Source organism: uncultured Umboniibacter sp. (assembly GCF_947497555.1).
Taxonomy (GTDB): Bacteria; Pseudomonadota; Gammaproteobacteria; order Pseudomonadales; family DSM-25080; genus Umboniibacter.
Genome location: NZ_CANMGY010000004.1, coordinates 100143 through 126707, shown reverse-complemented (window position 1 = coordinate 126707; position 26565 = coordinate 100143). Strand labels below are relative to the sequence as shown.

At 49.8% G+C, this 26565-nt stretch carries 18 protein-coding genes; 2 read left to right on the top strand and 16 right to left on the bottom strand.

The features are described from left to right. Nucleotide 1: 1 nt before the first annotated feature. From leuS to Q0698_RS06615, 15 genes are all read right to left on the bottom strand, one after another. The gene (leuS, locus tag Q0698_RS06685) at nt 2-2458 is read right to left on the bottom strand and encodes a leucine--tRNA ligase (RefSeq protein ID WP_298634992.1); all 2457 of its coding nucleotides are present in this window, start codon (nt 2456-2458) and stop codon (nt 2-4) included. Between the two features lie 111 nt (nt 2459-2569). Further along, nucleotides 2570-3793 carry an ABC transporter permease gene (locus tag Q0698_RS06680; protein ID WP_298634991.1) on the bottom strand — a complete coding sequence of 408 codons (1224 nt, stop codon included), beginning with the start codon at nt 3791-3793 and terminating at the stop codon, nt 2570-2572. Continuing rightward, entirely contained in the window at nt 3783-4490 is a 708-nt protein-coding gene (locus tag Q0698_RS06675; protein ID WP_298634989.1) for an ABC transporter ATP-binding protein, read from the bottom strand. The genes Q0698_RS06680 and Q0698_RS06675 overlap by 11 nt, the downstream gene beginning before the upstream one ends. Beyond that, nucleotides 4487-5647, bottom strand: a complete 1161-nt coding sequence (locus tag Q0698_RS06670) for an efflux RND transporter periplasmic adaptor subunit (RefSeq protein WP_298634987.1) — start codon at nt 5645-5647, stop codon at nt 4487-4489. The genes Q0698_RS06675 and Q0698_RS06670 overlap by 4 nt, the downstream gene beginning before the upstream one ends. Before the next feature lie 3 nt (nt 5648-5650). Beyond that, on the bottom strand, nt 5651-6349 hold the full coding sequence (locus tag Q0698_RS06665) for a YIP1 family protein (RefSeq protein ID WP_298634985.1): 699 nt from the start codon (nt 6347-6349) through the stop codon (nt 5651-5653). 87 nt (nt 6350-6436) lie between these two features. Continuing rightward, entirely contained in the window at nt 6437-10066 is a 3630-nt protein-coding gene (gene metH, locus Q0698_RS06660) for a methionine synthase (protein WP_298634984.1), read from the bottom strand. Nucleotides 10067-10078: 12 nt separating this feature from the next. Further along, nucleotides 10079-10993, bottom strand: coding sequence for a methylenetetrahydrofolate reductase (metF, locus tag Q0698_RS06655; RefSeq protein WP_366140295.1), 915 nt, complete (start codon nt 10991-10993; stop codon nt 10079-10081). A gap of 404 nt (nt 10994-11397) precedes the next feature. Further along, the gene (locus tag Q0698_RS06650) at nt 11398-12570 is read right to left on the bottom strand and encodes a hypothetical protein (RefSeq protein WP_298634983.1); all 1173 of its coding nucleotides are present in this window, start codon (nt 12568-12570) and stop codon (nt 11398-11400) included. 128 nt (nt 12571-12698) lie between these two features. Next, on the bottom strand, nt 12699-15227 hold the full coding sequence (locus tag Q0698_RS06645) for a TonB-dependent receptor (RefSeq protein WP_298634982.1): 2529 nt from the start codon (nt 15225-15227) through the stop codon (nt 12699-12701). 135 nt (nt 15228-15362) lie between these two features. Then, on the bottom strand, nt 15363-16859 hold the full coding sequence (gene lnt / locus Q0698_RS06640; RefSeq protein ID WP_298634980.1) for an apolipoprotein N-acyltransferase: 1497 nt from the start codon (nt 16857-16859) through the stop codon (nt 15363-15365). A gap of 9 nt (nt 16860-16868) precedes the next feature. Then, nucleotides 16869-17717 (bottom strand): transporter associated domain-containing protein, encoded by an 849-nt coding sequence (locus Q0698_RS06635; protein ID WP_298634978.1) that lies wholly within the window; start codon nt 17715-17717, stop codon nt 16869-16871. Beyond that, nucleotides 17714-18193 (bottom strand): rRNA maturation RNase YbeY, encoded by a 480-nt coding sequence (ybeY, locus tag Q0698_RS06630; RefSeq protein ID WP_298634976.1) that lies wholly within the window; start codon nt 18191-18193, stop codon nt 17714-17716. Before ybeY ends, Q0698_RS06635 begins: the two co-directional genes overlap by 4 nt. Further along, a complete protein-coding gene (locus Q0698_RS06625; RefSeq protein WP_298634974.1) occupies nt 18183-19205 on the bottom strand; it encodes a PhoH family protein in 1023 nt (340 codons plus the stop codon). The genes ybeY and Q0698_RS06625 overlap by 11 nt, the downstream gene beginning before the upstream one ends. 44 nt (nt 19206-19249) lie before the next feature. Beyond that, complete coding sequence (miaB, locus tag Q0698_RS06620; protein WP_298634972.1) at nt 19250-20608, bottom strand: tRNA (N6-isopentenyl adenosine(37)-C2)-methylthiotransferase MiaB; 1359 nt, start codon at nt 20606-20608, stop codon at nt 19250-19252. A 301-nt stretch (nt 20609-20909) separates the two neighbouring features. Next, nucleotides 20910-22139 (bottom strand): aminotransferase class I/II-fold pyridoxal phosphate-dependent enzyme, encoded by a 1230-nt coding sequence (locus Q0698_RS06615; protein WP_298634971.1) that lies wholly within the window; start codon nt 22137-22139, stop codon nt 20910-20912. Between the two features lie 236 nt (nt 22140-22375). On the opposite strand from Q0698_RS06615, the gene Q0698_RS06610 reads away from it, so the two are divergent. Continuing rightward, a complete protein-coding gene (locus Q0698_RS06610; protein ID WP_298634969.1) occupies nt 22376-23086 on the top strand; it encodes an OmpA family protein in 711 nt (236 codons plus the stop codon). A gap of 164 nt (nt 23087-23250) precedes the next feature. On the opposite strand, the gene dbpA is transcribed toward Q0698_RS06610, so the two are convergent. Continuing rightward, nucleotides 23251-24621, bottom strand: coding sequence for an ATP-dependent RNA helicase DbpA (gene dbpA / locus Q0698_RS06605; RefSeq protein WP_298634967.1), 1371 nt, complete (start codon nt 24619-24621; stop codon nt 23251-23253). A 155-nt stretch (nt 24622-24776) separates the two neighbouring features. Here dbpA and Q0698_RS06600 point away from each other — a divergent pair, with 155 nt between their 5' ends. Next, nucleotides 24777-26519, top strand: coding sequence for a DUF885 domain-containing protein (locus Q0698_RS06600; protein WP_298634965.1), 1743 nt, complete (start codon nt 24777-24779; stop codon nt 26517-26519). Nucleotides 26520-26565: the final 46 nt, after the last annotated feature.

Sequence of the window (26565 nt, the reverse complement as noted above, 5' to 3'; positions counted from 1 at the left end):
GTTATCCCACTACCAAATTAACAAGACGACCGGGTACTACGATGACCTTGCGAATAGTTTGTTCAGCAATATGTTTCTGCACATTCGCATCAGCCAGAGCTAGCGCTTCCACAGCTTCTTTGGAGGCGTCGGCTGGGACATCAAGTTTGGCACGGACCTTACCGTTAACTTGGATGACCAAGGTAATCGAGTCGCGAGTCATAGCTGCTTCGTCGGCCACAGGCCAAGACGCATCGAGTAACGTTGAGCCATTGCCGAGCGCTTCCCAAAGCGTATGGCAAACGTGCGGTGCAATAGGCGCTAGCATTTGCACCGCCGCCGAGATGGCTTCGCGCTCTACCGCCAACCCTAATGGCGTTTCGCGGTCCGCGAGCTTAGCGACTTCATTCATTAGTTCCATGATGGCCGCGATCGCGGTATTGAAAGTTTGTCGACGGCCGAAGTCATCGCTCACCTTAGCAATGGTACTGTGAGTCTTAAGTCGAAGTGCCTTGTGTTCAGTCGACAACTTGCTCGCGTCCAGCTCGCCAACTTGACCGGCGCTCAAATGCGCGTGGGCGATACGCCAGAGCTTCTTCAGGAAGCGATGAGCTCCCTCTACACCGGAGTCAGACCACTCCAGAGATTGTTCAGGCGGCGCGGCAAACATGATGAATAGGCGCACGGTGTCGGCGCCGTATTGATCAATAAGCGCCTGCGGATCTACCGTGTTGCCCTTGGATTTGGACATCTTGGCACCGTCTTTTAATACCATGCCCTGACAGAGCAAGCGCTTAAACGGTTCGTCACTATCAACAAGGCCTGCATCACGAAGCAGTTTATGGAAGAAGCGAGAGTAGAGTAAGTGCAAGATAGCGTGTTCGATTCCACCTACATACTGATCTACAGGCAGCCAGTAATTAGCGGCCTTCGGATCAAGCATCTGTGTGTCACTACGCGGTGAGCAGTAGCGGGCGTAGTACCAGGATGATTCCATAAAGGTATCAAAGGTGTCCGTTTCACGGGTATAGGATTGCCCATTGACCGAGACCTTCGCCCATTCAGGATCTGCCTTGATAGGGGATTGGACACCGTCCATCTCTACATCTTCAGGTAATACCACCGGAAGCTGGTCGGCAGGTACTGGCTGCTCTGCGCCATTTTCGTCATACATCATTGGGATAGGTGTACCCCAATAGCGTTGGCGAGATACGCCCCAATCGCGGAGGCGATAGTTGACCTTAACCTTTCCTTTTCCTAGCGCTTCAAGTTTTTGAGCAATGGCATCAAAGGCAGCATCGGATTCCAAACCATCGAATTCTCCGGAATTGATAAGGCTGCCTTTCTCGGTTATCGCAGCAGCGCTAATGTCACCTTCGGCGTCCACAACCTGCTTGATTTCAATGTTGTACTTCTGAGCAAATTCCCAGTCACGTTGATCGTGTCCAGGCACTGCCATGACGGCGCCTGAACCATAATCCATCAAGACAAAGTTGGCGACAAATACGGGCACTAGATCGCCGGTAAGCGGGTGAACCGCCTTCACTCCAGTATTGAAACCCAGTTTTTCCATCGTCGCCATGTCGGCTTCAGCAACCGATTGCACCTTGCAGGCTGCCCTAAATTCCGCTAATTCGGCGTTATTCTCTGAAAGCGCGACAGAAATTGGGTGCTCGGCAGCAATCGCAACGTAGCTCACTCCCATTACGGTGTCGGGGCGAGTGGTGTAGATGTCGAAGCCAGTGATGTCAGTAACGGGTGCTGCCAATTCAAAATGCATTTCTACACCTTGAGAGCGACCAATCCAGTTTTTTTGCATGGTGCGGACCTGTTCTGGCCAACCATCAAGCTGGTCTAGATCATTGAGTAGCTCTTCGGCATAGTCAGTGATTTTTACAAACCATTGTGGAATTTCCTTGCGCTCCACCGCGGTGTCGCAACGCCAGCAGCAACCGTCGATAACCTGCTCATTAGCGAGAACGGTTTGATCGTGAGGGCACCAGTTAACTGCTGAAGTTTTTTTATAGACGAGATCTTTCTTATAAAGTTCCGTGAAGAACCACTGTTCCCAGCGATAGTATTCTGGGTGGCAAGTCGCTACTTCGCGAGACCAATCAAAACCGAAGCCCAGCTGATCGAACTGTGACTTCATGTCGCCGATATTGCTGTAGGTCCAGTTAGCTGGAGCGGTATTGTGTTTAATGGCGGCGTTCTCTGCAGGTAGGCCGAATGCATCCCAGCCCATAGGCTGCATAACATTTTTGCCTTGCATACGCTGGTAGCGAGACACCACATCACCTAAGGTGTAGTTACGGACGTGCCCCATGTGGAGTTTACCGCTTGGGTAAGGGAACATGGATAGGCAGTAGAACTTTTCCTGCTCCGGCTTTTCGGTGACCGTGAAGGCGTTCGTTTCGTTCCAGTAGGTTTGTACCGCGGCCTCGATAGCCTGTGGTAAATAGTTTTCTTCAATAGACATTCAATTTATTCTCGCGAGTCGATATCGACAGTTACTGATCATTATAATGAATGCTAGCGGGCTTTACAGCTAAATTGCGGCTTAGTGGCGGAAAAAATTCCACCACTAAGTTTACTCGTAGCGCAGGGCGTCGATAGGGCTGAGGTTTGCGGCTTTAGCGGCGGGAACGATGCCGAACACCACTCCCACTGAAACTGAAAAACCAAGTGCTAACCAGATGGCCCACATCGGCACGGCTGCAGAGGGGAAGCCTGGAATCATCGCGGCAACGCCCAAGCCTAATAAGAAGCCAATTCCTAGGCCGATTAAACCACCAATGAGACAGAGGACAATCGCTTCAGCTAAAAATTGCGTCAAGATGAAGGAACGTGTTGCGCCCAGAGCCTTGTTAATACCAATTTCCCGGGTGCGTTCCGTAACGGAAACCAGCATGATGTTCATAATGCCAATCCCACCCACTAAGAGTGAAATAGCGACAATACCGCCCAATACTAGGGTAATACTGTCAGTCACAGATTCGAATGACTCGAGTAGTTGGTCCGCCGTAGAGATCTTAAAGTCATTTGCGTCACCCGGCTCTAAATCACGGTGCTGACGCAACAGGCGCTCAATCTTTCGCTTGGTAGCATCGAGCTGGGTGACATCGGTCACCCGTAAACGAATTTGGATGTTCGCGAAGCGTTGACGGCCAAGCAATGATTCGGCGGCGGAGTAGGGTACTAAGACAACATCATCTTGGTTAAATCCTAATAATTCGCCGCGTTCTTCCATGATCCCAACAACTTTAAACCATTCACCAGCGAGTTGAATGAATTCGCCTCGCGGGTCATCTGGAAGTTCGAGATCCTGTCGCACTTTCTCGCCAATCACAACGACTTTTCGACGGGTATCGTCGTCAGTAGAGCCAATGAAACGACCCTGTTGCGGTAACCAATCATCGAGGAAAATGTAGCTACTACTTGTTCCTAAGATATTGGCGCTAGAGGTGTTGGTCCGATAGCGAATACCTCCGCCGGCGGCGCTAGAAACCCAGAGGATAGGAGTGACATAGGATATGCCGTCGATGCGTTGTTTTACAACCTCAAGATCACTGTTGTCGAGGCGGGAAAACTGCCCCTGCATCCGCTCGGAGAAGGGGGTATAAGCTTCAATCGTCAGCGAGTTACTGCCCAACGATTGAAATTGGGAGCTGATGCTCATGGAGAACCCCTGAACGACACTTACGACGGCAATGGTCGACGCAACGCCAACAATAATTCCTAATGTGGTGAGAACGGAACGGAGAACGTTAGCCCTCACTGCTTGAAACGCGGCTCGGAGTATCTCAAAGAACATCGTTCCGCTCCTTGGTAACGTCGTTAACCACTTCGCCATCTCGGAGTACAATCTCGCGTTGGCAATGCGCTGCAATCTCGGGTTCGTGGGTCACGATAATAATAGTTTGTCCCTGTTCATGGAGTTCATCGAAGAGCGCCATAATACTTTCAGTAGTTTTAGAATCTAAATTACCCGTGGGCTCATCAGCCAGTAAAATATTAGGTTCGCCAGCCAGTGCTCTAGCCACCGCTACCCGCTGTCTCTGGCCCCCTGAAAGTTGATTGGGTAAGTGATCTACTCGGTCACCCAATCCTACACGCTCTAGTGCAGCATGAGCGATTTTTAGGCGTTCCTTTCTACCTAGGCCTCGAAAAACCAGTGGCTGCGCGACGTTGTCGAGTGCGCTCATTCTTGGGAGTAAGTTAAAACTCTGAAAGATAAAGCCAATACGTTGATTTCTAGCAGCCGCTAGCTCGTCTTCACTTAAGCCACTAACGTCGTCGCCAGCAAGGAGATAGTTTCCCTGCGACGGCGAGTCTAGACACCCCAGTATATTCATTAAGGTAGATTTACCTGATCCCGAAGGACCGGTAAGGGCGACATACTCATTGCGCTCAATCGATAGATTTACGCCCTTCAGCACATCAAGGGTGTCACCGGCTAGTTCATAGCTTTTTACGATTTGATTGAGCTGAATAACCGGTGTGTCGCTCATTCCACATCATCCGTGCTAACGGGGTCGTTTTCTTTTAAGGTGAGAAGGATTCGGAATGGACCGGAAATAATCTCTTGCCCTTCACTTAGGCCCGAACGAATAACTTGGGTTTCATCGGATGAGGCACCTAACTCAACGGTCTGCTTCTTTGCCAGGCCGTTTTCAACTAACCAAACGTAATGGGATTTGTCGTCGCCTTCGAGATCCGTCACAACCGCCTCTACCGGCACAATGAAGGCATTTGTCGCAGCAGTTTGATAGATCTCTGCACGACAGCTCATGCCCGAGAACAGTGAACGATCGCCACTGTCTTCAAGGCGGATCTTAACCTTGAATCGCAAGCCATTGCGTCCAGGATAACTCCGAGCGGTATTCGCAATGGACTCCACGGTTCCTAGGATAGCGGTATCAGGAAAAGCAACGGCAAAGACGTCTGCGCGCTGACCCACCGCTAGCGCGGCGATGTCGGCCTCGTCGACGTAGACTTCGGTCAGAATGTCATCCTGATTGGCAATGGTCATCATTGAGGAACCAACAATGTTTGTGGTACCTGAAATAACAGTTTCACCAACTTTGATATCCAGGGCGGTAACTACGCCGGTGATCGGCGCCCGAATAATCGTCTTGCGAAGATACTCATTCGCTTTATCGCGTAGCGCATTGGCTTGGCTTAGTGCCTGCTCCCGCGAGGCGAGATCAAGCTGAGCCAAGGCTAAGGCATGATCGATGGCTTCGAAACCTTCTACATCAATTAGACCGGAGTCGTAGAGAGATTTTTGCCTCGACCAGCGACTTTGGAGATTGGCAATTTCATTCTGTTGACGCTCAATCGCAATTTCCTGTAAGCGGACGTTAGCGTTTTGCTGATCAACCTCCGCTTGGAATTGTTCGGGATCCAAACGGAGCAGGATATCGCCTTCGTCAACTGTGTCGCCTTCCTCAACGTTGAGCTCAATAACCTTACCGATCACCTCGGAAGTTAGTTTCACTTCGTTGCGGAACACCAGAGCGCCGGATGCGATGACGCTGGTATCAACGGAACCACGAATCACGGAGGTGAATTCGACCTCCTTTGAAGTTCCTGTATCACTCTTTTTGAAGTACGCGAGTGAGATCACTGCCACAATGACCGCGGCGATAATTAGCCAATTTTTCAATGCTTAGCCCCCGAATACGGCAGTAGCAGATAGCATAAGTACCGTGGGTAGAGCGGCAAAAATAACCGCACTAGCTGGACGATGCTTATTAGCCATAAGGATTAGACTGATAATCGCGATGCTCCAAATAGATAGCAGATCAAACTGACTAAACATTTGATAGAGGGGTTCGCCGAATTCGCGGCCCATGATAAGAGCGTTAACCGTTGTGAGTGATAGTTGCTCTGGAGCGAGTGATCCCGGGGCGGAAATAAAGACGTTAACGATGGCGCCGATTTGGACGAAGACCATGGGAACGGATGCCCACATCGACATGGCAAACCAAGTGCCATAACTCTGTTGGGGAGTACCAGAAACACGGTTGATAATGAGATAATATACACTGATCAGCGCGCTGATGACCGGAATGATGATCGCGGCGCTTACCGCGGTAATGAGCATCATCGTGTTCAGTGACATCATGCGCATGCCAGCCGCAGCTTCATCATAGCCCTCGACAGGAATGCCACGAAGACTGAAAGCGATAAAATCTTCCATCGTAATAGAAGAAAAGTAAACAACTTGTGCGGCTACAACACTAGCTATGATAAGCAACAGTGGTAAAACGATTCCTTTCTTTTCGGTAAAGAAATTGGCCGAGAACTGCACGGGTTGAGCGATGACTTGAGAGACGTTGGCGAAGAATCCATTTTCACTAGACATATAAACTACTCCTATAATTATTTGTCTAGACTATAGTTTCATCTGCGCCAAGTCAATTCTATTTAAATTAACTCATGTTGATTAAAGTTAACTTAAAATGCTTTGAAGCCACCTTTTGTCTTCAATAATGGATTCGCCCTGAAGCTCAGTGTAGCGAGCTAATTGATCCTCTGCGATGGGACCTAAGGTAAAGTACCGCGCATCGGGATGACTAAAGTACCAACCTGATACCGATGAGACTGGCTCCATTGCCAATGACTCCGTCAGGGTGATCCCCGTTTGGGCTTCCACATCTAATAAGTCCCAAATTAATAACTTCGCCCTGTGGTCGGGGCAACTTGGATAACCTGGTGCTGGCCTGATACCTTGGTATTGCTCGCGAATTAAGGCCTCGTTGTTGAGTGACTCGCTAGCGGCATAACCCCAAATACGTGTTCGTACTTCGCGATGCATCCACTCAGCAAACGCCTCCGCGAAGCGATCTGCGAGAACCTTAACAATGATTGCACTATAGTCGTCGTGCTCCGCTTCAAAGGCGGCAACGTAGGGCTTGATTTCATCGCCAGCGGTGACAGCAAAGGCACCAATAGTGTCTTGGTATCCTGCCGGGGCAATATAATCAGCAAGCGAGAGTGACGGTTTACCCGGGATAATCTTTTGCTGTCTCAAGCAGGGTAATTCAATAACCCTCTCGCCATGGTTAATTGCAATTTTTTCGCCATCTGATTCGGCTTGAAATAGACCTACTACCCCTCGCGGCTTTAACCACTTGTCTTCAACCATAATTGCTAGCAGGCGCTGCGCATCGTTGAATAATTTTGTGGCCTCTGGGCCCTTGATGGGGTCATTGAGGATATCAGGAAAGCGCCCGTTAAATTCCCAAGCATTAAAGAAGGGCATCCAATCGAAGAATTCAAGTAGCTCTTCAAGTGAGGGGGTTAAAAGTTGCGTTCCAAGTTCATTAGGACGTCGAGATTCAACATCGGTGAAATCCAGTGCCGTGCGCCGTGCTAGCGCCTGAGAGTAACCATCTAATTTTGTTTGGCGACGGTTAGCATGCGCGTTGCGTTTTAGTTCCTGGTCGTGACGAATCTTTTCAATGACCGTTGAAGACTGGGCGCCAAGAAGTGACTGAGCCACGCCTACCGCACGGGACGCATCTTTTACGTAGGTTGCTACTCCGGTGTATTGTGGCGCAATCTTAACGGCGGTATGTGCTGGACTGGTAGTGGCGCCGCCGATGAGTAGGGGGCGCTGATCACCGCGACGTTCCATTTCACTGGCTACGTGGACCATCTCGTCAAGCGAAGGGGTAATTAGGCCCGACAGGCCAATAAGATCTGCTTGATGCTCGTCCGCTGCGGCGAGTATCGCTTCGCAACTCACCATCACGCCTAGATCAATTACCTCAAAGCCATTACATTGCAACACCACGCCAACAATATTCTTGCCGATGTCGTGGACGTCGCCCTTAACGGTCGCCATGATGATGGTGCCAGCAGTGTGGGAGCCACCGGCTTCCTTCTGTGCTTCGATGAACGGAATGAGGTGAGCGACGGCACGCTTCATTACTCGGGCAGATTTAACTACCTGTGGTAGGAACATTTTGCCATCGCCGAATAAGTCGCCCACTCGGTTCATTCCATCCATCAGGGGACCTTCAATCACGTCAAGTGGCCGATCACTGAGCAACCTTGCTTCTTCGGTGTCTTCCACCACAAACTGATCAATACCCTTAACCAAGGCATGACTAAGCCGCTCTTTGACCGGTAGCTCTCGCCAACTAAGGTCCGTAGTGTGTTGTGATTGATTCGATTGTCCTGACCACTTCGGCGCTGCGTCAATGAGTCGATCCGTGGCATCATCCCGTCGATTTAGGATAACGTCTTCAACTAACTCTCTGAGTTCTGAATCAAGGTCATCATAGATCGCAAGCTGGCCAGCATTCACGATCCCCATATCCATGCCCTTGGCAATAGCGTGGTAGAGAAAGACGGAATGCATGGCTTCGCGAACAAAGTTATTCCCGCGAAAGCTAAAGCTCACATTGGACAGGCCACCAGAGATCTTGGCACCAGGGCAGCTCTGCTTGATAGCCGCGCAGCTTTCGATGAATGAGATCGCGTAGTCGTTATGTTCCTCTATACCCGTCGCCACGGCGAAAATATTGGGATCGAAGATGATGTCGTAGCCGGGAAGCCCAACCTCTTGAGTAAGTAATTGGTAAGCGCGCTTGCAGATCTCTACTTTACGCGCGAGCGTCTCCGCTTGACCCTGCTCGTCAAAGGCCATGACGACCACCGCTGCACCATAGCGGCGCGCCAACTTAGCTTGCTCCAAGAAACTCGCTTCGCCTTCCTTAAGTGATATCGAATTAACGATGCTTTTACCTTGAAGGCATTTCAAGCCGGACTCGATAATCTCCCATTTACTCGAGTCGATCATGATGGGAACTTTCGCGATGTCTGGCTCGGCCATTGCTAGGTTGAGGAAGCGAACCATGGCGGCTTCGGAGTCCAGCATTCCTTCATCCATATTAATATCAATGATCTGGGCACCATTCTCAACTTGCTGCTTTGCAACCTCTAACGCGGAGTCATAGTCTTGGGCTTCAATCAGTCGTCTAAAGATAGCTGAACCGGTCACGTTGGTTCGTTCACCTACGTTAACGAATAGGCTGTCTTCTCGGACTGCTAAGGGTTCCAGACCGCTCAGTCCGAGATAGCTGTTGTCCGCAAAGTCAATCCGCGCCTTGTGGTTGACCATCACTTCAGCTAAGGCCGAAATATGATGAGGTGTGGTGCCGCAGCAACCGCCGACAATGTTCAACCACCCTTGCGCGGCAAACTCGCCCACGAGCTCTGCCATTTCCTCAGCTGTCTGGTCGTATTCTCCGAATTGGTTGGGAAGGCCGGCGTTGGGGTGGGCAGAAATCGCGCAGTCGGCAATATCGGCTAAGGCCTTAATATGCGGCCGCAATTCCTCCGCGCCGAGCGCACAGTTCAATCCTATAGATAGCGGTTTGGCGTGCTTAACGGAGTGCCAGAATGCCTCCACAGTTTGTCCCGATAACGTTCTGCCGGAGGCATCGGTAATAGTTCCGGAGATCATAATGGAAATGTTCCGATCCAGCTCTTCTGCCACGGTATCTATGGCAAAAATTGCTGCCTTGGCATTGAGTGTATCGAAGATGGTTTCAATCATGATTGCGTCTACGCCACCTTCTAGCAGCGATTTAGTTGCATCTTTGTAGGTGTTGACGAGTTGGTCGAAGGTGATGCTACGAGCACCAGGGTCATTGACGTCGGGACTTAAGGAGGCGGTGCGATTAGTTGGGCCAAGTACCCCAACCACATAGCGCTGGGTGCCCGAGCTGGCAGTTATCTCATCGGCAACGCGGCGAGCTAAGAGAGCGCTCTCACGGTTTAATTCATTGACCAGTTCGGCCATCTCGTAGTCCGCCATGGATGGCGAGTTAGCATTAAAGGTATTGGTGCAGATTATATCTGCTCCCGCCTCAAGGTATTGGCGGTGGATGGACTCAATGATACTAGGTTGTGTGAGACTGAGTAGGTCATTATTGCCCTTCAGGTCACAGGGCCAATTCGCAAAGCGGCTGCCACGGTAATCTGCTTCCGCCAGTTGGTAGCCCTGGATCATGGTGCCCATGGCTCCATCTAAAAGTAGAATTCGATCTTTTACTGCTTGATCTAACATTCCTATATTACCTCAAACCATCTCGACAGCAGGGCGAATGCCCAATGAGTGACATACAGCGTAGCAGAGTTCTGCGCGGTTCAAAGTATAGAAGTGGAAGTCATTAACGCCTTCGTTTTGAAGTGCGAGCACTTGCTCTATTGCAATATTGGCAGCAATCAACTGTCGGGTCTCCGCGTCATTATCTAAGCCTTCGAAGCTATCGCTCAGCCACTTGGGAAGATCGGTACCACAGGCCCCCGCGAACCGCTTAAGGGTATTGAAGTTGGTTACTGGGAGAATCCCTGGAATGATTGGCTTATCAATACCAGCTAGGACGCATCGGTCTCTGAAGCGCAGATAGGCCTCAGTAGAGAAGAAGAACTGGCTAATCGCAAAGTCGGCACCCGCATCAAACTTGCGCTTTAAGTTGTCGATGTCGAAATGTGCGCTAGGAGCTTCGGGATGTGTTTCCGGATAGGCGGCCACGCCGATACGAAAGTCATGTTGGCGTTTGAGGCCCGCTACGAGGTCGGCCGCATAGTGGTAGCCGTCGGGCTTTGGCGTATAAACGCTGCCCGCGCCAGAGGCTGGATCGCCTCGAAGTGCCATGATGCTTTTCACTCCCATTTTCCAATAGCTATCAGCCACTTCGTCGACTTCGCTTCGAGAAGCATCGACACATGTTAGGTGAGGCATTGTTGGAATAGCCGTCTGTTCGCCTAAGGCTTTAATAACGCGATGAGTGTTGTCTCGTGTTGAACCGTCGGCACCGTAGGTGACTGATACAAATTCAGGAGCGAGCGTCTTTAATCGTGCCACACTTTTCCACAGCGTTTCTTCAATAGCCGGTGTACTGGGCGGAAAGAATTCAAAGGACACCTTTGGCACCGGACGTGATGATGTGGCTTGGCGTTGAGCTCGGAGTTCGTGTGCACCTTGAAACATGACTGACCCTTGAATTAATAAATATTGATATATCAAAATATTTTGATGTTTACAGCTTCATAATATATAAAAATCTAGGTCTTTCAAGCCTTTAAGCAAAATGATTTTTATAAATTCAAAGCTATAACTGAGTGATAGCAAGGTGTACTGCGAATGCATTACTTTTTAGCATAAACGGCAATAAACTCAGTAATTCGTCATTCTGTGGGTGAAGACCCGTAGATCGGCGGGTTGAGGATTAGCCGCTAAGACCAACTGCTAGCCTTTAGGAACGATAAGGCTAGTTCGAACTTGCTTTAAATTTCGAACGTGAGTGGTGTGCTGACATTTAATCGATTTCGTTGTAGGTCAATGAGCTCAGTGTTACGCCAGGGCTTTGATGACCAAAGCCACAGCGTACTGCTTCAGCGTAATGCCTCACTGGAATGATAAAGAGCGATGCCTTCGTCACGAGTGACCGCAATCCAAAGTTGATCATTAATGATCGCCATTCTAGGGACGCCTGAGGAGCGCTGTGCTGACGAAGCAGTAATACGGAATGTGTTAGCGGTAGCGGAAAGATCAGTCGAGTCGAGGCGAATAATTTTCACGGTCGACCCAGAATCGGTTGTACTGCTCAGGTGGCTGATAAAACTGTAGCGACCATACTGCAGTGCATCAATTCTTCCCAACGTAGTGTTGGATAGCGTTATCGGCGCAGAGCCAGCCACTTTAAACTTCAACTCAGCGTTGCCTTTAGCTTGGGTATACCAGGCTAAGGCCGCTTTACCCTGGCGGTCTATGACACTGGGGCCATTAACTGGGCAGCCGCTAATCTGCCAGTTATCTTCATGCCACGGTGCGGACTCAGTAAATTTCGCTCCATTCCAGCGAGAAATAGCAATGTCGCGAACTTCCTCTTCTGAACGATCACGATAGGCTAGCATTGGCGCTCCACCCACCGATGCTAAAGCCGTATGACAACAGTCGCAACTTCGGCTGTCGAGCGTTTCATTTGAGTGCACGCTACCATCTGCATTGATAATTGCCCAGTTGACCATCATGGCTCCGCCATGAGCACCGTGGTGTCCAATGGTGTTACGTCCATCCAGCCAGCTAATCAGAAATGAATCACCCAGCGGAATAATGTCAGCAAAGCCGTGCTCGCCGCCGGAATTATCATTGTTGAGTTGAGTGGGGGGCTGCCACGTAGCACCATTGTCGAACGATTGAACCAGCCAAATATTATAACTGTAGGTACCTTCATCATGTTTTTTTAGGTACCAGGTGACAATATGGTTGCCGTTACGGGATATGGCGGGGAAATCAGCCCAGTTGACGAACCAGTCATTGCCTTGGGCGACTACTTGCTCAGTCAAAGCGCCTCGGTGGTCGATATGGGCGACGACGAGTTCGGTCTCAGCTTGGGAAGTGCGTTGGTAACTTAATAAGCCACCTTGCTCATCACTGAATAAATTGGGGGTACTGGCGTTGTTAACTTGGATCACGGAGAAATTTGGCTCGATACTCGTCTTGATCGATGACGAGTCACAGGCCGAAAACATGCTGATAAGGCTTACAACTAAAATTCGAATCATACTACTACCATGAAGTTCTCAAGAGCCAACAACCCTAGCAGTCTAGGTATTGTGGAGTAATATTTAAGCACAGAGAAAACAAAAAAGCCGAGACAAATGTCTCGGCTTTAGAGTATGCAAAACAGAAATTAGAAGTTCTTCTGAATACTCACACCGTAAGTAGCCGGCTCGCCTGGGTAGGCTTTGAGCGTGCCATCTTGCAGTGGAACATCGAAGACTGTTGCGTGGTATTCTTCATCCGTAATGTTACGGCCCCAGAAAATCACATCAACATCAGCTTCGATGAAGCTAATTCCTGCGCGAGCATTGATGCTGCTATAAGCATCCTGTGCCTTAAGCGGATCGTTGTTTTGGTCAGTCATTGTTTCAGAGCGATAAACATACTCAGCTTGTACGAAGCCTTCAATACCTGAACTTAGATTGAAGCCTTGATTTAAACCGAATACTGCGTCGTGCTCAGGTACGTTAGACAGTCTGTCACCGGTACGATCACAGAAACCTTGACCTGAATTACCTGGATCGGCCATTCCAGTCTGCCATGGCGTTGCAACCCAGCAGTTACCCTGCTTAAAGTCTTTGAAGCTAGCATCGGTGTAGGCATAACCAAGGTTCGCCGTGAGCATATCAGTCACCGCCCAAAGTACTTCAATTTCACCACCAGATGTTTCTAGCTGTCCGGCGTTCTGAAGGTTGAAGCCAGTACCCGTAAATGCGTTGGCCTGGAAGTCATCAACGGTGCTCGCGAATAGCGCGGCGTTCACACGCATGCCGATACTATCAAAGTCACGTTTAAGACCTAACTCGTAGGTGATGGAAGTTTCTGCATCAAATACTGGATCGAACGCTGCATCGATACGATCAGTGTTGGTACCGCCTGATTTATAGCCCGTTCCCGCCGACGCATAGATCAGCGTGTTATCATCCGGTAGGAATGATAATTTGACACTACCAGTGACCTGCTCATCGGAGAGGCTAGCAGTGACGTCGGGGCGCGGAGCAAGTACTGCTAAGGCATAGTGAGCCCAGCCCTCAGAGAAGTATGGCTGGTACTGAGGCATCAACTGAAGTGCAGTAGCGGTATCGCCAGTGGCGAGTGCGTAGCCAAGTGCCGGTAAATCGGCACCTGCAGAGCCTATTTGCGCTAAGCTAGTTGCTGGGCCCCACATAACTTCTTCACCACCATCAAGTTCGTAATACGTGGTGTTGAGGTCCTTGTCTTCCTTAGTGAAACGAACACCAGCGGTCAAAATCAATGAGTCAGTGAAGGAATAATCCATCTGACCAAATACCGCATAGGAGCTCTGCTCCTGCAACGCATCGTGCTGGGCGCTAAATTCATCAAAGAATGGTGAAGCTGCACCTGGGAATAACGGCGCAAAAGGAGTACCAGCTAGCTGCGCTGCAATGGCATCAATACCACCGATAAATGCATCTAAACCTAACGCTGTAACCGCATAGGGCTCGAGTTGGTCATAGCCGTTAAGTTCATAGTGAAGATCGGCTTCTTGCTCGTAGTAATATAAACCACCTACTGCTGTCAGATTGTCACTTTGGTATGTTAGGCGGAATTCTTGCGAGAAGGATTCGCTCTCTGCGTCATTGATAGTGGTAATGATACGAACATCAGAAAAGTCTGAGTCAATTTCATCGCCCGAGTCGAAACTGCGCAGGGCAGTAACCGATGTCAGTGATAGACTCTCACTAAGATCGTAATTCACTTCTAGCGAGTAGCCGGAATCGATCACGGTAGAGGTTGGTACAATATTCGATGACATTTCACGATTATAGAAATCGTCGTCATTTAGAACGGTACCGCCAAGTGATTGAAATAGCGCATCAGGGCCGAACTCTGGAGTGCCGCTGGCCGTCGTGTAAAAGCTATTTAAGATTGTTGGTGCCACGCAGCATATTTCATCAAGTTCTGCATGATCGCCAATGAAACGAACACTTAGATCATCCGAAGGCTCCCAAAGTGCCTGAAAACGAAGACCCCAGCGGTTTCGATTGTTAATGTCTTGATCAAGATTAACGAGGTTACCAAACCCATCGCGTTCTGAGCTGAAGCCCGTTATACGAAAAGCAAGTTCATCGTCGATCGCGGAGATAGACTTCGCTAACTGGACATTAGTTAGGCCGTAGTTGCCAACGTTCACGTTCACATAACCATCACCATCATGGGTTGGCTTGGCTGAACGGAATAGGATTGCACCCGAAGGGGTGTTCTTGCCGAAGAGGGTACCCTGAGGCCCCTTAAGAACTTCAACCGCTTCTAAATCAACCATCTCGTTGATCATCGAACTTTGACGCGCACGATAGACACCGTCGATGTAAAGGCCGACAGACGACTCAAGCGCGTAGTTCTGACTTGAGGTGCCCACGCCGCGAATAGAGAAGTTTGCAGTGTTGGCCGTTTGGTTCATACCCGCGATTAAGCCCGGTACGTTAGTTTGTAAATCGAAAACGTCTTTGATAACACTCTCTTGGAGCGCTTCACCCGAGATTACGGTCACAGCTACAGGAACTTCCTGCAAGCTCTGTTCACGTTTCTGGGCGGTAACAAGTACTTCTTCAAGGACAGCTGAGTGAGCAACATTCGCTAAGCAGATGGCAGCAGCCAGAACTGAAAGACGAGTAGTCGGCTTCGAGGACTTTATCATTTTTATTTCCCTAACAAGCGATTCATTATAATTATTAGTTAGTCTGTATAGACTTAACTGATACGTTGCCACATTTGTATCGGCTTGTCATGAGAAATTGAGGTTTTAAGTGATGTAAAAGTGACTATTCGGTCACTATTTTATTCTGCGGTGAATAGAGAGGGCGATGACCAGTATTAGAAAACAAAGGGTGATTAGCGGGGTGTTTAGCCAATATTGAAACGGGGTTGTACCTTTACGTGGTTGAAGGGTTCCGTCGAAGCGTGTTGCAACAAAACGTTCAGCACTCACTTCCACGACACCGTAGCGGTTAATCAGTGCAGAGATGCCATTGTTAGTAACCCTTACCATGGGGCGATTGGTCTCAATGGTTCGCCAGCGTGCGATTTCAAAGTGTTGAATTGGACCAAGTGTGTCACCGAACCAAGTATCGTTACTGTGGTTGCTTAAAAACTGACTAGTGCGGCTTGAGGCTGCCATCAAACTGCCATAGGCCACTTCGTAGCAAACCGCAGGCGTTACCTTTCGACCGTTAATGGTAATCGGTTGTTGCAGAGCGCTACCCGCGGCCTGTGAACCTACCGGTAAGTCGAACAGGTGGAAGATGGGCCCAAGAAAATCGATGAGTGGAATGTATTCACCGAAGGGAACGAGCTGCTGTTTGTCATAGACGCCGCTAGAGTCACCAATCGCAACGATTGAGTTGCGGATCGCAAAGTGGCCGTCGACCGAGCGACGGGTAGGCACGCCGCCTAAAATATGTAGATTTTGGGTGGCTGCTAAATCATTTAACTGAGCGAGTAGCGGTGAGTTCTCGCCGGCGATAATAGGTAGGGCTGCCTCGGGCCAAAAAACCACGCCGTTAGGAGGGTCTCGACGAGTCAGTTGCCAGAGTTGGTTGACAATTTGCTCACGATATTGCGGTAGCCATTTTATATCTTGGTCAATATTGGGTTGTATCACGGTGAATGGCATTGGCTCACCGTCCGGCTGCGTCCAGGGGACTTGCTTCAATTGCCAACCTAGCGAAGCAAAAATTAGCAGCGCGCCAAAAAAACCAATCGCGCCGGTTTGCTTGGGATAACGTAGCCAATGACTTAGCAACGTGGCCAGAAAGATAATCACCCAGGAAACAAGAAGCGTGCCGCCAATGGTTGCAAATCCGGCAAACGGCGAATCGATAAATCCATGTCCAGTTTGTAACCATGGGAAGCCGGTGAGAACCCATTCTCGGCTCCATTCGCCCAGAACCCAAATGCTGGGAAAACTTAGCAACTGAATACTCAGTTTACGCGAGCGTATTCGCAACCAAGCGAGAAAGGGGAGCCACCATAACAAAGCCATAAAGGCGCAAAAAGCCAGTGTTGCGAGGGCACTAAGCGCCCAGGGTAGGTTGCCAAAATTATAAATACTATGATGGATCCAACCCACCCCGAATAGCCAATAGCCCAGCGCGAAGCCATAGAGACGTCTGGCTTGTTTTGCCTTGGGGCTGTATTCGATGACGGTGAGAAGTGCCGGAATGATGGCAAACCAGAGCGGCCATAAGTTGAAGGGTGCGAAGCTTAATATCGCCAGCGCACCCAAACAAAATAAAATGATACCGCCCCATTGATTCACCTGTTCACGCATAGGCTCAGGCTATTCCTTTGGTGGAGTGACGCGCAATAGATGAATTTGTCGGCTATCGGCGTTTAAAATTTCAAAGGAATAGCCTTCAATAAGTGTGGTTTCGCCGCGGTTTGGCAGGTGGCCAAACGCTTGCATTGCTAAACCGCCAATCGTATCGAATTCCTCATCAGAGAATTCGCTCTGAGCGACTTCATTGAATTCATCAATAGGTGTGAGGGCTTGCGCGACATAGCTGCCATTAGGCATCTTGCGAATAAAAGTGTCATCATCGTGATCGTCATCAGTTTCATCCTCGATTTCACCAACGATCTCTTCGAGTACGTCCTCAATGGTAACGAGTCCAGCAACACCGCCGTATTCGTCAACGACCACCGCCATATGCTGACGGTCCTCGCGGAACTCGCTTAGCAGGATGTTCAGGCGCTTTGATTCGGGAACTAGGTTAACCTTGCGGAGAATATCGGCGACAGAGAAATTACTATGATCTTCCAGCGCGACGGGGAGCAAGTCCTTGGCAAGTAGTAGGCCTTTGATATCGTCGTTACTATCGCCGACGACAGGGAAGCGGGAGTGGGCCGATTCCATTACGATATTACAGATGTCCTTGAACGAATCACTGTAGTGTATGACGACCATCTGTGAGCGAGGGATCATGATATCTCGCACCTGTTCGTCGGATACGCCAAGCGCACCTTCCATGATGTCGAGAGCTTCGCGGTTGAGAAGTTTGTTTTCGTGTGCGTTTTGCAGCACATCTACCAGCTCCTCACGTGATCGTGGTTCATTCGAAAATAAACCAGCGACCTTCTCAACCCAAGATTTCTCCTGTGAGGAACTGCTCGATCGGTCTTCGCTCATAGCGAGTCTTCATCTCCATTTGCTGTTTCGTAAGGGGGAGGATACCCCATTGTGGTTAAAATTTTGGTTTCCATGGCTTCCATAAGATTGGCTTCTGCGTCTTCTAAATGATCATAGCCCAGTAAATGCAAGGTACCATGTATTGTGAGATGTGCCCAGTGCGCACTGAGCAATTTGTGCTGCTCAGCGGCTTCTTCAGCTACTACCGGCTGGCAAATAACGAGATCGCCCAGTAGTGGTAGCTCCACTCCCGCTGGAAAGTCAGTGGGAAAAGACAACACATTAGTAGGCTTGTTCTTACCACGATACTGACAGTTGAGAGTCTGACTTTCGACGCGGTCAACAATACGAATGCTGACCTCCGAATCGCTTCGGTGTTCTTGCAGCGCTGCGGCTACCCATCGATGAAAATCCTTCGAACAAGGTGCTGGAAGGCCATCTACGTTGTCGATGTCAACGGTGATTTCAGCGCTCATTGAGTTTCGACTGCTCGCTTGGGTCATTCGCCTCAAACTCATCGTACGCATCGACGATACGTTGCACCAATGGGTGTCGAACCACGTCCGCGGAGGCAAAATAGGTAAAACTAATACCGTCAATATCGCGAAGAACGCGGCTTACATGAACTAGGCCCGATTGAGTACCACGCGGTAAGTCAATCTGAGACATATCACCCGTGATAACGGCGGTTGAGCCAAAACCAATACGAGTTAAGAACATTTTCATCTGGGCGCGTGTCGTGTTCTGTGACTCATCCAGAATAATATAAGAACTGTTTAGCGTTCGGCCGCGCATGTAGGCGAGTGGCGCAATTTCAATGACTTGGCGTTCGATGAGTTTATTAACGGTTTCGACACCGAGCATCTCATAGAGCGCGTCATAGAGCGGACGAAGATATGGATCAATCTTCTGTGCTAAATCACCAGGAAGGAAGCCGAGCTTTTCACCGGCCTCAACGGCTGGTCTAACTAAGAGGATTCGTTCTACTTCGTTGTTGAGCAGAGCCTCTACCGCCAACGCCACAGCAAGATAAGTTTTGCCGGTTCCCGCAGGCCCTAAGCCAAAATTAATATCATAGCGGCGGACCGACTGAACGTACTTCTGCTGGTTGAGGCCGCGTGGCTTGATCATTTCCTTTTTGGTGCGAATAACCGGAATGTCGTTCACGCTATCCGTTGACTTGTCTGGTGCATGTTCGTGACCGGCGTGGCGAAGCTGGACGTGAATCATTTCAGCGGTAATGGTGTCGTTTTCTGTCTGCTTGAAGACATCCTGCAAAAACGCCTGAGCCACTTCAGCTGCATCTGACTTTCCGTAGATAGAAAACTGGTTGCCGCGATTGTGGATCGCAACATTTAGTCGCTTTTCAATCAGACGTAAATGCTGATCGAAGGGTCCGCAAAGGTTTGCTAGACGTTGAACATCGTTAGGTTCCAGCGACAAGACGCTGGGCTTTTGTTCGGACTTCGTTACATCGGTAGTCAACAACTTCGTTTCCCTTGGTTTTTAATTGCGATGGTCATTTCAATCATTCACCCATCGAGTTCAGAATGCAATAGCTGTCCACGGAGTGAATTAGGTAAGGCTTCTTCAATGATCACGGTTGCGAACTTTCCGATCAACGCAGGCTGGTCACAGCGGAAGTTAACAACGCGGTTATTCTCTGTACGACCTTGCAGCTGGCCTGGATCCTTTTTAGAGAAACCGGTGACGAGAATTTTTTCTTCGTTACCCACCATCTTGCGGGAAATCTCTTGGGCGTGTTGGTTAATTCGCGCCTGCAGAATATGTAGGCGCTCTTTTTTAACCTTCTCGTCGGTTTCGTCTTTTAGGTCTGCGGCTGGCGTACCTGGGCGTGCGCTGTAGATAAAGCTGAATGAGGTATCAAAGCCAATGTCATTGATAAGCTTCATGGTTTGCTCGAAATCAGCTTCGGTTTCACCCGGGAAACCAATAATGAAGTCAGAACTCATTGAAAGGTTAGGACGAATAGCGCGTAGTTTGCGAATTTTGCTCTTGTACTCGAGTGCAGTATGGCCACGCTTCATCGCTGCGAGAATTCGATCAGACCCACTTTGAACGGGCAGGTGAAGATGCGAAACCAACTCCGGAATATCGGCGTAGGCTTGGATAAGGCTTGGGCTAAATTCAACCGGGTGTGACGTCGTGAAGCGAATGCGATCAATACCTTCAATTTGAGCTACGTAGGAAATCAGCTCGGCGAGATCAACGGTGTGACCTTCATCATTAGCATCACGGTAGGCATTCACGTTTTGCCCCAGTAAGTTAATTTCACGAACACCTTGCTCTGCCAGTGACATACATTCGGCTAGCACATCCGCTACCGGACGACTAACTTCTTCTCCTCGAGTGTAGGGCACTACGCAGAAAGTACAGTACTTAGAACAGCCTTCCATGATAGAAACAAACGCCGAGGCGCCATCAGCTTCTGGGGTAGGGAGGTGATCAAACTTTTCAATTTCCGGGAAGGTAATATCAACGACTACGGCACCATTGCCCTGGCGCTTCTCGTCAATCATTTCTGGGAGGCGGTGCAAGGTCTGTGGACCAAAGACAACGTCGACAAAGGGGGCGCGCTTGGCGATGTTTTCGCCCTCTTGCGAGGCCACACAGCCACCGACACCAATAATAAGATCGGGATTATTTGCTTTGAGGTTTTTCCAACGCCCTAGCTGGTGGAAAACCTTTTCTTGCGCTTTCTCACGAATCGAGCAGGTGTTGAGTAGAATGACATCAGCTTCTTCGGGGTTATCGGTGGCAATCATGTCATGCTCTTCGCCAAGAAGGTCACGCATACGTGAACTGTCATACTCATTCATCTGACAGCCGTGTGTCTGAATAAATAGCTTCTTTTCGGTTGAGGTGCTCATGTTGACTCCGTGAATGCAAATTGGCCGAAAAATCGGCAAAAAAAGTGCTGCTATATTAACCGTAAACGTAGCTCGTTGCCACGATACACCGTTTCATTTTATGCGTTGTTGTGCGTATTCGCAGCAATATTGCTTTGCCGGGAAGAAAATATCGATAATGACTCGCCAATTTAGTGTCGTTTAGGATCTCTATGGAAAGCAATCAAAGCGTGCTAAGCGAGGTGCTTAGATTGGGGGGTTGAGGAGATAAAGTGGTCTCACCGAGGTCGCTGAGGACCTGCGGTGAGGCTGAAGCCGACGACTATTTTGCGGTGGCGATTGCCACACAGAGGCAGAAGGCATCCATTGCTTCGTCAAGTTCGGCGATGGTTGGGAAGCTTGGTGCTAGTCGAATGACCGAATCGCTTTCATCGTTGCCGTAGGGATGGGTCGCACCGGCAGGAGTAAGCTTTACGCCCAGTTCCGCGGCCAAGGCGACAATCTTTGTTGCGGTACCCTCGGGAGCATAAAAGGTAACGAAATACCCACCATTCGGCCGTGTCCATTCACCCTGTTCGCCTGAGTTCAGGTGTTGATCAAGCTTGTTCACCACCATTTCCATACGGGGTTTAATGAGTTCGGCATGAAGTGCCATGTGATTGGCCAGCGCAGATTTCGTAGGAAATAGCGCAACATGGCGTAGCTGGCCGACTTTATCGGGGCCAATGGCGCTCATACCCAAGTGCTTTAAGAAGAAGGCTCGCTGACTCTCACTACAGGCCATAAAGGCAACGCCCGACCCCGCGTGACTAATCTTAGAGGTTGAGGCAAATAAGAAGGCGGAGTCTAGGGTTCCAGCGGCTTCGCTGAGTGCCCAGAAATCTGCTAAGACATCGGGTCTGTTGTTATCCAAGTGGTGCACCGCGTAGGCGTTGTCCCAAAGAACAATAAAACCGTCGCCCGCTAGATTACCAAGATTCGCGATTCGTTTTACCGTAGCGTCGTCGAAGGTGACGCCCGTTGGATTTTGATACTTAGGTACACACCAAATTCCCTTGATGCTTGTGTCGTTGGCAACTAACGCTTCCACAGCGTCCATATCTGGACCGCCAGCGCGGAATGGGACTGGGACCATGTTGATACCCAGTTCTTCACAGATACTAAAGTGACGGTCGTAACCGGGGGTTGGGCAAAGGAAACTGATATCGCCCTGCCAAGCAGGGTTGAACAACTTTTGGAAGAGTACCGTTTGATACATCATCGTCAGTGATGAGTTACCACCGGCAATCACCGCCGACTCCGGTGTGTCTAACAACCAAGATCCCAATGGTTTAATCTCTGCAATACCCTCTAAACCGCCGTAGTTGCGCGTATCAGTTCCGCTGGTCAAATAATTGCCATCAAGAATGCCATCAATTCTATCGGCCAGACTAAGTTGTTTGGCACTGGGCTTGCCGCGGGTTAAATCAAGCGCTAATTGCTTGCTTTGATACTGGGTATAGAGAGTCGTTAGATCTTCGGCACTTAAGGTTCCAAGAGGTTGTTCGCTCACGGTAAGGCTCCTGCGGCGGATAGTAAGGTTCAGTATACAATCAGGGCGCTATTTTGGCTGAGATTTTTAGGCTGGGTCAAATGAAATTAGCGCATTGAAGCTATTCTTATCTAGCTTGTCAGTTTTGATCAGATTTCACCCGTTAATGCTAATAGTGTATCCCCACTCGTGTCAGATTTGAGTGTTGTAATGAAGTCATCAACAACACACAACTACTCAATCAAGAGGGAATCATCATGACATTATCTATTATTAAAACTACCGCACTAACAACCGTTTTTAGTATTGCAGCGGTCACTTCACCAGCGACCTTAGCAGAAACCAATCATGCCCTCGACGCGAAGCAGGGTGCTACCTTCCTTGGTGGCGCAGTGGTCGGCGCGGCGGCGGGTGGTCCGGTTGGCTTCGTTATTGGAGGCATCCTAGGAGCCTACTATGCAGAAGAGCTTGGAGAGGCCGATCAAGTAGAGCACATTGCACTGGAAATGCAGGATTTAAATCAGGCTTTGACTCTGAAAACGGCCGAAGTCAGGGCCATTGAAGATCAGTTAGCAGAGCAACAGCAGCTTCAGCAGCAATCACTCGTTGCGCTAGAGCGGGCTTTAAACGTAGAAACACTCTTCGGCACCGATCAATACGAGCTGTTTGAAGGCGATAAACGTCGACTGCAGCAGGTTGCCCAAGCTTTGAATGAATTCCCTGAAGTGCTGATAGAAATTCACGGCTTCGCGGATCACCGCGGCGATGCCACCTATAACGCGGAGTTGTCACAAAAACGCGCGGACGCCGTAGCGAGTGCCCTGGTTGAAGCCGGCATTGAGGCGGAACGTTTGATGATCGTTGCGGGCGGCGAAGTGGTAACCGCCGAGCTGGATAGCGATCTAAGTCGTCATCGCCGTGCAACGATCAATATTGAGTTGCAAGCGACAGCGATTGCGCAGAACTGAGCGCTTACTAACAGCTCGAGAGAGGCTATTCAACACTAACCTCGAACGTCAGCGTTAAACCAGCAAAAAAAGAAGCCCTGGGGAGGTTCCTCAGGGCTTCATGTTGATTTTGAGCGTCCACGTTACACTACAGTGGTTAGTGAAGTAGGTTGAATCAGTAATACTTAGAACCGACGGGATTTGTAGAACCTACCCTTGATCTTACCATTTTGCAGGAATGAAATTGCCTTGGCCGCAGCCGGGCGGGCAATGGCAATGTAAGATTGGAAGTTGAGGATCTGGATGGCACCAATTTGATCGCCGCGAAGCCCGCCGTCTCCCGTAAGGGCGCCAAGAATATCGCCCTTGCGCACTTTGTTCTTCTTACCCCCCGCGATGGCCACGGTAACATACTCAGGCTCCTTCGGTTTAGCGGCTTGAATGAAGTCATTCGGGAAGGGGATAATTCGTGCACTGTCATCTTTTGCCAGCACCTTATCGACTAAATAACTGGCGCCAAGTAAGGTTACTGCTACCCCTTTCTTTCCCGCGCGACCGGTCCGGCCGATTCGATGGGTATGGGTTGCGCTATCACGCGCGAGCTCATAGTTGAGTACTAAATCGACATCGTCAATATCTAAGCCCCGTGCTGCAACATCCGTAGCGACCAAGATCTGGGTGCTGAGATTGCTGAAGCGGACGATGTTTTCGTCACGCTGCTTCTGCTCTAAATCACCATGGAGTGCTAGGCAGATGAAACCGGATTCATAGAGCTCGCGGCTAAATTGCTTCACGTTGGCAATGGTGTTGCAGAACACAATAGCCGTGGTAGGCTCAAGCTCACTCAAAATTGAAATAGCGGCCTGATTAGGATCTAATTTACTGCAATCATAGTAGGTATGTTCAATCGTATTTTTTGTGACGACGGGCTCAGAGCTGACGCGCTCAGCATTGCGCTGAAAGCGACTGCTGATGGACTCAATTCCCTTCGGAAAGGTCGCAGAGAATAACCAGGTGTGTTCGCGCTGAGCGCATTCGTCCAGGAGTTCGCTGATAACATCGATAAACCCCATATCCAGCATTCTATCTGCTTCGTCTAGCACTACGGTATGCACCCGGTGCAGCGGCAGGCTCTCCTTGCCAACCAGATCAGAAATTCGTCCCGGAGTACCCACCACAATGTCACAGCCGTGTTCGAGTGAGCGTAATTGAGGGCCAATTGGCTGGCCACCGCAGAGGGTTAAAATCTTTAGATTCTCAATGAGCACCGCAGCCTTGCGTAAACTTTCCGCTACCTGCTGAGCCAGTTCTCGGGTAGGGCACAACACCAAGGCTTGCGGAACGCGTTGTGCTGGCTTGATGTATTGCAGCAGGGCGGCGCCAAAGGCCAGAGTCTTACCACTACCAGTTTGCGCTTGCGCAATGATATCTCGGCCTTCGAGTAACAGTGGCAGACTATCACGCTGAATGGGGGTAAGTTGGCGGATATTTTGGCTGTCGAGTGCTTTGACAATGCGCTTATCCAGTGGCAGGTCGCTAAATTGAGAAATTGGCACAAGGTGCTCCTCTAAAGTTGATAGTGGCAGTATACCAGTCAATCTTCGTGGGCGCGGATAAATTGCCCAATAAATGCGGTTGTGTTACTGCCATAGCGTAAATTGTTTCGGCAGTGTGCTAACATCGATGCAGTGGAATAAAAAGGAATTACTTAATGCGCTTTATCATGACCTTAGTTGCCGTAGCGTTAGTCGGCCTTCTTGGCTGTACTGACCCAAATGTTGATTTCGAAAACCAGCTGCAGCAGGAGTACGACCGGAGGGTAGCGTCCTCGCCCTTGGCGATGTCGATGCGTGGGGATCGGTCTCGCAATGGCGAGTGGGGTGATTTCTCCCCGGCGGCAGCAACCGCCGAGTACGAAGCCGATTTGGCTTACCAAACGCAGTTACTTGCGGTTGACGAAGAGTCACTGTCGGCCGCTAACAGGCTGAATTTGCAAATGGCGCTATTTGAGGTTAATGACCGAATCGAGGCCTATGAATATGGCTCGCACCTATTGCCGCTAACGATGCGCGAAGGTCCTCAGACGTCCTATGATATTGCCTCCTACCTGCGCTTCGAGACTGAACAGGACTTTATAGATTGGCTTGAACGTCTCGAGACCATTGAGCAAATGCTGAATGGCTATGAGGCACTGATGCGGGAGGGTATGGCTCGTGGATTGGTTCAACCACGCGTCGTCATGGAGCGAGTAGTGCATCAACTGGACCTACTGGTCACCGGCGAAGCACAGAACAATGCGTTCTATCGTCCCTTTGAAAGCGAAGTGCTAGATCAATTTGCGTCAGCGGAGGATCTTCGCAACCGAGCGGAGGCTGCTATCACTCACCAGGTGATACCTGCGTTTGCGGACTTTAAAGCATTCTTTGTGAATGAGTATCTGCCAGCCTGTCGCGAGCAACCGGGCGTAGGCGTTAGCACCGAGGGGCTTGCTTTCTACGAGTATCTTGCGAAGCATTTTACGACGACTTCTTTAACGCCTGCTGAGATTCATCAGATTGGGCTAGATGAAGTCGCCCGTTTACGTGCAGAGATGCACGAAGTGATGGACGAAGTAGGCTTTGAGGGCGAGCTGTTGGAATTCTTTGATTTCCTTCGTAATGACCCGCAGTTCTATTACTCGAATTCAGAGGAGCTTCTGCAAGCATATTTAGCTACCTCCAAGCGCCTAGACCCTGAGTTGGTTTCGCTGTTTGGTCGACTACCTCGGACTCCCTATGGGGTTAAAGCCATTCCCGACGAAATTGCTCCGGACACGACTACCGCTTACTACATGCAACCAGCTGTAGATGGTTCGCGCGCGGGTTATTACTACGTGAATCTCTATGCGCCAGAGAGTCGGCCTATTTGGGAAATTGAAGTGCTATCCGTGCACGAGGCGGTGCCAGGGCATCATTTGCAGATTGCTCTAGCGCAGGAGCAGGAATCCTTGCCGCCGTTTCGTCGTGAAATGGGTATCGGCGCATTTGTTGAAGGCTGGGGGCTTTATTCAGAGCGCCTAGGCTATGAAATGGGTCTCTATCAAGATCCCTATTCCAAGTTCGGCCAGTTAACCTATGATATGTGGCGTTCGATTCGCTTAGTGGTGGATACCGGCATTCATGCTATGGGCTGGAGCCGCGAAGAAGCGATTGAGTACTTCAAGCAAAATGCCCCGAAATCAGAGTTAGATATTGTCAATGAAATTGACCGCTACATCGGTTGGCCCGGACAGGCGTTAGGTTACAAAATTGGTCAGTTGAAAATCCTTGAGTTGCGGGCCTATGCCGAAGCAAGCTTAGGAGAAGAATTCGATATTCGTCGTTTCCATGATGCGTTACTCGAAAATGGTTCGGTACCACTAGATGTGCTGGAAACTCGGATGCGAGAGTGGGTGAGTGAAGAAAAGTTGCGTTAGGGGTTTTATTTTTAAAAAACGCCCCTATATAAGAAGTTCGACAACG